At 30.3% G+C, this 6,910-nt stretch carries 9 protein-coding genes and 2 tRNA genes; all 11 read right to left on the bottom strand.

Going from position 1 to position 6,910, the window contains the following annotated elements:
* Positions 1 to 11 precede the first annotated feature (11 nt).
* On the bottom strand, positions 12 to 401 hold the full coding sequence (locus T473_RS0114695) for a hypothetical protein (RefSeq protein WP_024622562.1): 390 nt from the start codon (positions 399 to 401) through the stop codon (positions 12 to 14).
* A gap of 131 nt (positions 402 to 532) precedes the next feature.
* Positions 533 to 904: a hypothetical protein gene (locus T473_RS0114690; RefSeq protein ID WP_024622561.1), complete on the bottom strand. Its 372-nt coding sequence runs from the start codon at positions 902 to 904 to the stop codon at positions 533 to 535.
* A gap of 241 nt (positions 905 to 1,145) precedes the next feature.
* Positions 1,146 to 2,327, bottom strand: coding sequence for a hypothetical protein (locus T473_RS0114685; protein WP_024622560.1), 1,182 nt, complete (start codon positions 2,325 to 2,327; stop codon positions 1,146 to 1,148).
* Between the two features lie 164 nt (positions 2,328 to 2,491).
* Positions 2,492 to 2,578, bottom strand: a tRNA-Tyr gene (locus T473_RS0114680).
* 413 nt (positions 2,579 to 2,991) lie between these two features.
* Positions 2,992 to 3,077 (bottom strand) — tRNA-OTHER (locus tag T473_RS0114675).
* 220 nt (positions 3,078 to 3,297) lie between these two features.
* Entirely contained in the window at positions 3,298 to 3,585 is a 288-nt protein-coding gene (locus T473_RS0114670; RefSeq protein WP_024622559.1) for a hypothetical protein, read from the bottom strand.
* A gap of 167 nt (positions 3,586 to 3,752) precedes the next feature.
* Complete coding sequence (locus T473_RS0114665; protein ID WP_024622558.1) at positions 3,753 to 4,526, bottom strand: helix-turn-helix transcriptional regulator; 774 nt, start codon at positions 4,524 to 4,526, stop codon at positions 3,753 to 3,755.
* A 120-nt stretch (positions 4,527 to 4,646) separates the two neighbouring features.
* Entirely contained in the window at positions 4,647 to 4,811 is a 165-nt protein-coding gene (locus T473_RS18655) for a hypothetical protein (protein WP_161627582.1), read from the bottom strand.
* Positions 4,812 to 4,819: 8 nt separating this feature from the next.
* Positions 4,820 to 5,062 (bottom strand): hypothetical protein, encoded by a 243-nt coding sequence (locus T473_RS0114650; RefSeq protein ID WP_024622557.1) that lies wholly within the window; start codon positions 5,060 to 5,062, stop codon positions 4,820 to 4,822.
* 357 nt (positions 5,063 to 5,419) lie between these two features.
* Complete coding sequence (locus T473_RS0114645; RefSeq protein ID WP_024622556.1) at positions 5,420 to 6,274, bottom strand: hypothetical protein; 855 nt, start codon at positions 6,272 to 6,274, stop codon at positions 5,420 to 5,422.
* 296 nt (positions 6,275 to 6,570) lie between these two features.
* On the bottom strand, positions 6,571 to 6,834 hold the full coding sequence (locus tag T473_RS0114640) for a hypothetical protein (protein ID WP_024622460.1): 264 nt from the start codon (positions 6,832 to 6,834) through the stop codon (positions 6,571 to 6,573).
* Between the last annotated feature and the right edge of the window lie 76 nt (positions 6,835 to 6,910).

Here is a 6,910-nt window from a genome sequence, read left to right as displayed (position 1 = left end):
CTTCCCTTCTTTTATGTTTTGTCGCTATCATTAGAGTCAACCTTTTCTAATTCACCAATTAATTTTTCATCCATTATGATATTCTTATCTTCTTCTTCCAGCGTATATTCACCTTGAGCCAACCCTAATGCTCTTGCGAAAGGCTTTACTATGAATCTATTAAAATATCTTGTAAATCCATCAACATCTTCATATACAGCTAAAGGCTCTGGGATTGGTTCTTCAGTTTCATATATCCTCAACTTCAGACTGAATAAATCATCATCAGCTTCACCTAATATCTTCTGTTGGTTTGGCTTTATATTCGCATCTCCCATTTTTTTAGAAAGCAATTCTGACAAATCTTTAAGTTCTCGCCTACTTCCTTCTTTTCTTGCTTTATCTCGCTCAACTTCTAGCATACTTAGTTCTCTAAATATCTTTTTTTCAGCCAAAGTATCATGTTCATAGTTCTCTAAGTATTCTTTTTCTTTTTCTTCAAGTATGAAATATTCATTTTCTGTATATCCATCTCCCCATTTTCTTATTAGTTTTACATTTTTTCTGATATCTCAGAACCTTCTTCTTGAAGATCTATTAAGCTCTTTTTTTCTATCATATTATTTAAAGACGTTTTTTTTCTATATTTAGCATTCTTATTTAGTTTATCTATATATTCATTTATTGATTTTTCATCTAATGCTTCTGCTAATTCTTGATCAAAGAAAATATCAAAGTTATAACAACAATGCTGTAACGCTAGAATATAATCACCATATATACTTAATACCTTTTCATATCTATCTCCTAGGCACTTGCTACAAATAGGTATTTTTTTATTTACACTATATAAGTCACTCCTACTAAGATAAAAATCTCTCTCTCTTTTTTCCTTTTCACACTTTATACATGTGATTTTTGCCATTCTATCACCTCATTAAAAATAACCACTAGAAACTCTACATTCCTAGTGGTTAAAAGGGGGAGATTGTTTAGCTCTACTTGAGAGCTAAGTAAAATTTATGATGCTGTTAAATTTAACTTAAACCTCAAAAAATAATAAAGGAGAAGAATTTTATCTTCTCATAGCTATAAATTATAAAAATCTATTAATTAAATAAAATCCATGTTTTATCTCATATTTTTGTGCATTTTATCGACAAATCTTATGATTTTTGCACCTTCATATCCATACTCTTTTGAGAATATAAGCATCTTTTGACTAGGTTGCTATATAGCCTTAAATCAACCGCATATTGGTTCCCACCCATAAGGCTCCCACACTGTTCTATTAGTGTCTTACCATCTGAATCGGCTAATGCGCTATGTCTATGTCCAAGACATATTAAATCAGGTACAAAGCCTAATAGTTGAGCATATCTACTCGACACAACATTTTTATTATCTTTATCTCCATGTGATAAAATAATTTTCTCCCCACATATGTCCAGTAATGATAAACTCTCATCTAAGTCATTGTTCATTACTTCAAAATTCTCAATACCCCTTGTTCTTAACTTAATCATTTCCTTCATTAACAAATGAAAAGTATCAGAGTTCGTATTCTCTTTTTTATCTTGAAAAATTCTCTCATGATTAGAACTTGTCATTGATAAAGATATTGCCGGAAACTCTTTCGCAAATCTATATACCATCTCAGAAATCAACTCAGCTGCTAATGCAATTTGTTCTGTTATATCTAATCGATTCTCTAATCTTATAGTTGTTTTAATCAACCCATTACATAAATCACCTATAGCTCCAATATGTAATTTTTCTATTGACTCCATTTTTCCTATAGCTATGGTTCTATCAATTAATTCATTCACACGATTCTTCAAGATCGCAACATCGAATTGATTTGTCATATTGTCAAATTCAGCACCTATATGCCAATCTGAGCATAATAAAAGACCTTGCTTTCCTGTAGGAACAAGATCTACATTTTCTTTACTTAATATGAATTTCTCTGTTGAATGTTTTTTAATTGAATCCTCTAATAATTCAACAATGTGCTCTGCTCTGCTTAAAGCTCTTATTTTTCTGTTAGCTAAGTTCTTCTCGTCAGATGCCTTTATTCTTTCTATTTTTATCTCTAATAACTTCTCATTTAACTCATCTTTCATTTCATCAGATAGGCCTTCTGATATCTTTTCCATCCAATAGTTATACTCTTCTTCTATACCGTAGGATACTTTTCTTGTGTGATCAGCAGATTGCTCCAATCCAACTAGTTCATTTATCTCAGACCAATCTAAATCTATCTCTCTATTAAGTTTTGCTAAGCATAATTTTCTTTTATATTCGTAATCTGTTTCATTTGGTTTTCTTTTGGTAATTTCATTCATTTTATCCCCCTATTAATTCCTACTCGGAACTATGTAATCATAAAAAAAGAGAGCCAGACGCATCCGACTCCCTCAAGTGCAGTCCGCAGACATACACCGCAATTCATTTATAAAGGCCTATAAGTGTGCTTCTTTGAGAGGCCTACAGGGTCTGTTTTATATTTTGGTGGACAGTGTTGGATTCGAACCAACGTAGACCGAAGCCAACAGATTTACAGTCTGCCCTTTTTGACCAACTCAAGCAACTATCCATATTAATTCCTTTTTACTTAGGAGAGAGTCGTTGGACGTCTCCTATCCCCCCTAAGAAGGTACCTGTCCGTTTGAGCATTATTAAGAGGCTTGACGAGCTACCTATGTGTCTCCTTGTTTCGCATTGCTAAGAGGCGTTGGAGTCCTATTCATATAATCCTTTCCTCCCAGGTGTCCTTAAAGATTTTACACCCTGCCCAGTATACTGAACGAACCTATTAGTGTCATACGCTAGGGGATTCTCACCCATCTTAACATCATTCTAGAATTGACAGCGTTATGAGGTTGCTATTTATACACGATACAACCATTCTGCGTGTTTTGAAAATAGGGTAGGACTTTAACCTACATGACTTGGAATTTCCCCAAGTCGTGGACTTACACCTCCGTATTAACTTCACTATTCACATGCTGGTAACCCATGCAGGACTTGAACCTACAACCTTCGCATCTATGGTCGACGCATTACGAAACTCTATCCAGTTGAGCCAATGGGTTATAATTTATAAGGCAACCTCAGGAGCAAAGGAATTCTAAGTTTAAACACCTACTCCCATTCGGGAACCCAGCTATATCCTTCATAAGTTGCCCTTATGCTCGAACCAGAGATCAATATGACCTCTAGCTCTACTAAGTATTTATCACCTATGCCATAGGCTAGGAATAACCCCAAGCTCGTTTTGAAATGAGTAGACACTATGGACTTACTTAAGTTTGATTAGTTTAATAAATTTTTATATGAACCAATTGGTTTTATAACGAGTTTCTTATATGCTGGTTTTGACCAAGGAATTTTAGTTCCATCTTCTTGTTCTATTTCGCCTGAACTTTCAGGCATATTTTTGTAAGAGTAAGCAACATCTAGTAATTTTACAGGTACTTTTTCATCAACATCTTTAAGCGCTTCATCTCTTACCTCTCCAGCTTTTTTTAATACTCTTTTAACTTCTTCTTGTGATAACCCTAATCCCTCAGCTATTAATTTTATTATTGTTTTTTCGTTCATTTTTCAATTTCCCCTTTTTAAAATATAAATTTGACTTTACTTAATATAAGTAATATAATATTATTGGAATAATATAAGCATAATTGTATATCGACAAAAATATACTTATTTATCCCCTCATATATATGTAGCTTTAACTAAGGAAAAATATAACCACTTTATACCCACTAGCTACAATCTTTGCATCTCGATCTTAGCCTATTTCCACCATTTTTGTTGAAATCTCTTGCTAATTTAATTTTTTTGCATTTAGAACATGTTTTGTATTCCCCTTTGCATATATTCAAATAGTACCAATCTTCATAGTCTCTTACGTATTGCTCTATTATTTTATCAACTATTTTATCAATATTCTTATTTACAGCAGGTTGCGTAATATTTAATAGTTTTGCTATGTCATCTTGTGTTTTATCTCTTCTCCACAACTCCAGAACCTCAGCTTGAATATCTGTAAATTGAATTCTTTTAATTAAATTTTCTAAATCCATAATGATACATGATAAATCATCTGATAAGTCGTTCCCTCTCTGTACTCTTAGTAATTCACGCACATGAGATTTGTCCATCATATCTAACTCGTCCCAATCTGTTTTACCCATATCTGGTAACGGGGCTTTCCAATTTACTGTTCTTAACTTAGATTTTAAACAATCTTTCATATCTATCTTAATTAATGCGATCTGTCTTTCTAAAGATTTCTTCAATCTAGCTTCGTCTTCATCTAATATTCTAAAACTATTTTTCACTCTCTCATCTTCTGGAAGATGCAATAATTCTTCTTCTGGTATTCTAGTTAACTTATATTTCTTATTAACTAAATGCTCTAAAAGGTTATTATAGTCATTAATTTCAGTATATATATTCTTATATTTATGTATTTCAGTATCAGTGATACTATTACTATTCTCTTTTTTCTTATAATTTTTTGGTGGAACAAACATTGCAAATTCAGCATATTTACTTTTTAAATAATTCCCCCAAAGTGTTCAGCCCACTCTCTAAATCTTATTTCATCTTTAATTGCCTTCTTAAATAATTCTTCATCATCATAAATCTTTATCTTACTCAATGTTCTCACCTCTCAATTTATCATCTTTACTTAAGAGATATTTCTCAAGGCTATTAAGAATATTATTTTTCTTTGCTATTGGAGTAAAGGTATCTTTTTCACTTAATACTACTTTTCTTTTCATGTCTATTTGTATTATAAAATTCTTCATTCTCATATATTAATTCATCTTTTTTTTGTTTTCTTGTTTGTATATCTATAAGTCCTTATGTTGTTTTCATTACAATAGCTTATAAACTCATTGTAACTTAAATTCTTTTTAATTTTCTTTATGTAAAAAGTACAATCTTTATTGAAATATGAGTCCATCAAATCTACTTGTTGCTCGTATACTCCTATCCAATAATCTGTTGTAAATTCTATTCCGTCTACTAAATATCCCCCTAATAAAGTTTTAGAAAACTTCATTCTTTCTTCTACTGTCTGTATCCTTCTGTTAAAGTTTAGAGTGTGATACCCTACTTTAATTCCATTTGCCTTTTCTATATTAATTAATCCCCCTATTTTCTTCTAACTCCCCTTCTTTATTTAATTTAAAATTCTCTTCTCATCATTAATTATGACTCTCAATCAGACCTAATAGCGTTACCTTAAATACCATCCCATTTTTGTGTTGTAGTCATTTTTTTCGCAAAAACATCATATTATAGTCATTTTTTTCGCAGCTAAAATTACATTTTTCATTGATTCTTCAACCTAAAATTGCTTTTTTTGATGTTTATTACCTATTATATATACTTGTTTTAACTGGGTTTGAACTCACTCTTAATTATTCCAAAAACATATTTTCATTGCCTCTTTAGCCAATTCAATATTATGTCCTTTCCATATTACACTTGGATTTACCACAAAGTAATCTGTAGTATTTTCATCTCCTTCAACTTTTACGTATTTAAGAAGATTGTATTTTTCTTCATTCATGATCAAATTAAACCTTAAGAGATCTTTCTTTGTTCTACTTCTATTTGTTATGTTTATCTTTAGTAATTCACATATTTCAGTTAAACTTAATTTTTCTAACTTATTTAAATCTATTTCGTTAGGATTTTTAACTAATATGTTCGTTTCATAGTGTATAAATGGTATTAGTTGATATATATAACTCAATTGCTTATGCTTACTTACAGTGGTATTTTCATATAACAATCTAGTAGTATTTATGTAAATTCTTGTGTACTCTTTAGTGTTGAATTCTACTTCACCTTTAGTAAAATATTCTGGATCTAAATAAAATTTATTATCCTCTTCATATAGCAAGTTATTATCTTTAACATCATTTAGAAAATTATAAAAAGTACGATCCTCTAGTCTTAATATTTTCTTCATTAGTATCTTATCCAAAGGAACAATTTTTTTATATTGCGTATGCTTTATAAGTAAATTTTTATTATCAGTATTATAATGTAAATATGTTGATAGATATATAAGTCTTGTTACATTAGCTCTGTCTATATTTAATTCATTAAACAATAGCTTATTTTTCACATAACATAAAAATATAAACCCGCCTAAGTTTGAACTATGTGTTGCAACACTATTTATGTTATTTAATAATTTCTTCTGCTTTGAGGTGATGATGTTTTTATACTCTACAATACCTAACATCTCACCTATCTTCATTCCTCTATGCTCTATTAATTCATTTGTTTTTTATCTACTACATATACATCTTTAGTAAAATTATTCAAATTTGGTACTCTTAATTTTGCTATAATCTATTCCCCTTTCTTATTTTCTATCTAATTTTATTATATCATGTTGTTACTATAATGTCAACTATGGTTATAATTTACTCTACAATAAAAAAATCCATTTAAAGCTCTTCTAGAGTCTCTCTTTCCCTATGCAATAAATTTGTATTACATGAGTTTCGAAACACTTTAGACAAGCTATAAATGGATATTTTATATATATTATTAGTCAGGCATATCTTCATAAAAACTTTGAAATATACTCGGCTCTTTCTCTTCTGGTTTCTGAGTTTCCTCACGATTAGAACTAATTGTAACGCCACCTTGTACTAATCTTTCAAGCAATTCAACTTTCTCAATTAAACTTCTTCTTTCTAAAAGCATTCTTTCTAAAGCTAAAGACATGTTGTTGAATCCGTATTTTCTATCATATTTTTGAATCTCATTATCTATATCTTCTTCTATTGTAAAACTACGTTTTTTCTTCATATTAAGCCTCTTGGAACATATCTGAAGCAACTATATATAAGCCTTTAGCTGTTGCCATTTGTGCATTTTCTATTAC

The organism is Clostridioides mangenotii TR, assembly GCF_000498755.1.
Classification (GTDB): Bacteria; Bacillota; Clostridia; order Peptostreptococcales; family Peptostreptococcaceae; genus Metaclostridioides; species Metaclostridioides mangenotii_A.
This window is presented reverse-complemented; position numbering and strand designations above follow the sequence as displayed.

What these genes read in the sequence shown, in the direction of transcription:
- T473_RS0114695 (WP_024622562.1), bottom strand. Translation starts at nt 401, where the DNA reads ATGCTAGAAGTTGAGCGAGATAAAGCAAGAAAAGAAGGAAGTAGGCGA.
- T473_RS0114690 (WP_024622561.1), bottom strand. Translation starts at nt 904, where the DNA reads ATGGCAAAAATCACATGTATAAAGTGTGAAAAGGAAAAAAGAGAGAGA.
- T473_RS0114685 (WP_024622560.1), bottom strand. Translation starts at nt 2,327, where the DNA reads ATGAATGAAATTACCAAAAGAAAACCAAATGAAACAGATTACGAATAT.
- T473_RS0114670 (WP_024622559.1), bottom strand. Translation starts at nt 3,585, where the DNA reads ATGAACGAAAAAACAATAATAAAATTAATAGCTGAGGGATTAGGGTTA.
- T473_RS0114665 (WP_024622558.1), bottom strand. Translation starts at nt 4,526, where the DNA reads ATGTTTGTTCCACCAAAAAATTATAAGAAAAAAGAGAATAGTAATAGT.
- T473_RS18655 (WP_161627582.1), bottom strand. Translation starts at nt 4,811, where the DNA reads ATGAGAATGAAGAATTTTATAATACAAATAGACATGAAAAGAAAAGTA.
- T473_RS0114650 (WP_024622557.1), bottom strand. Translation starts at nt 5,062, where the DNA reads ATGAAGTTTTCTAAAACTTTATTAGGGGGATATTTAGTAGACGGAATA.
- T473_RS0114645 (WP_024622556.1), bottom strand. Translation starts at nt 6,274, where the DNA reads ATGAAGATAGGTGAGATGTTAGGTATTGTAGAGTATAAAAACATCATC.
- T473_RS0114640 (WP_024622460.1), bottom strand. Translation starts at nt 6,834, where the DNA reads ATGAAGAAAAAACGTAGTTTTACAATAGAAGAAGATATAGATAATGAG.